General features: G+C 37.5%; 1 protein-coding gene. It reads right to left on the bottom strand.

Annotation, left to right across the window (positions count from 1 at the left end):
• Window positions 1-79: 79 nt before the first annotated feature.
• Window positions 80-1,264, bottom strand: coding sequence for a tyrosine-type recombinase/integrase (locus Q0256_RS01620; RefSeq protein ID WP_297959506.1), 1,185 nt, complete (start codon window positions 1,262-1,264; stop codon window positions 80-82).
• Window positions 1,265-1,569: the final 305 nt, after the last annotated feature.

The raw sequence follows: 1,569 nt of genomic DNA, 5'->3' as shown, positions 1-1,569 counted from the left end.
ATTTAGCTAAAAAAGGGCTGATCAAGCGAAAAAAATGCAATTCCAAGGTAATTTATTACGATCTAGCTAGTTTGCTTGATTATAAATCCGGGTCCAGCCTTGATAAATAATTCGCCCACCACTGCATCAAAAGTCGCCTCTCTCGCAAATTTATAGCGTGATTATAGGCGGCTTTTACTTTGTTTCTTTCATTGTGATCCAAACACATCTCTATTATTCGCTCGCTCTGCCCGTGCTCGCTTAAATTTTCATGGCAAATCGTGCTAAACATCGCGCGAAATCCGTGCGGAACTATATCGTCACTCGTGTAGCCTAAATTTCTAAGCATAGCTCGGACGGAATTATCACTTATCGGTCTTTTGACGGATTTTATGGACGGGAACAAAAACTCAGAGTTGAAGCGGTATTTCTTAAAATTTTCTAAAAGTCTGATTACTTGCGTAGATAGCGGCACACGATGCTCCTCTTTCATTTTCATCTTACCTGAGGGTATTATCCAAATTTTATCGTCAAAACTTATCTCTTTCCATTTAGCCGATCTAACGTTAAAAGGGCGCTGTGCCGTAAGTAGCCCGAAAAGTCCTGCGGTTATAACCCTAACATCGCCGTCGTAATTTTTAATATTACCGATTAGATTCTTAATGCCTTTATCGTCAAAAATTGCCGCATAGTGCTTTATTTTGGGCATTTTAAAAAGTGCATTTTTGTCGATAGCATAAGTAGGGCTATGCTCTACATAATCATTCATCGCCGCCCATCTGAAAAGCTGTGAGATAGAATTTAACGCTCTATCTAGTGTTTCGAATTTGCCCTCTTTGTTTAGCTTATCCAAAGCCTCTAAAATTTGCCTTTTAGTGACGTTTTTTATATCCTCTTTGCCAAATTTCGGGAAGAAAAATCGCTCGTAGTATCTTTGATGAGTAAAGGCTTGCTTTGGGCTTACTTCTTGCTTTTTATTTTCAAACCAGAGCTTAAATATGCTCTCGAAGCTCGTTAAATTTGGTCTTGCTTTATTTGTAGGTTCGTCTCCCACCGCTAAAATTTTTTGAAATTCTAATCTTTTCTCGCGCGCGGCAAACAGACTTACGATCGGGTATCTTCCTATGCTTATACGCTTATACTTGCCGCTAAGCTTGCTTTTGAATTCGAAAATGAACGTTTTTGTGCCGCTTGGCATGACTTGGACGTATAAATTCTCCCCGTCCCCGACCTTGTATCGCTTCTCTTTGGGCTTTAAAGCCTTTATCTTGGTATCGTTTAACATTTTAACGGACACTTCCCGGTTGTGTTTTTAGATTTCTGTTTTTGTCCGTGATATTGTCCGCTTTTTTTGCTTATGATTATATTAAATGAAAAGTGATAAAAGATGATAAAACAAAGTTATTTTTAAGATATAATGCTGAATATACCGATATTTTAAAGAGATTTGAGAGTTATAAAAAGTGATGAAAAAATACAAAACGTAACTAATGGTGGCGGACAGAGAGGGATTTAAAATATTTTTAGAAATTCCTATTTATAGGCATTCTGTTTGATATTTAAATTCCAAGTGTCCGTTATAATGTCCGC

The organism is uncultured Campylobacter sp. (assembly GCF_937949835.1).
Classification (GTDB): Bacteria; Campylobacterota; Campylobacteria; order Campylobacterales; family Campylobacteraceae; genus Campylobacter_B.
This window is presented reverse-complemented; position numbering and strand designations above follow the sequence as displayed.

Excerpts from the sequence above, each read along its gene's own strand:
- Q0256_RS01620 (WP_297959506.1), bottom strand. The coding sequence starts at position 1,264 with ATGTTAAACGATACCAAGATAAAGGCTTTAAAGCCCAAAGAGAAGCGA.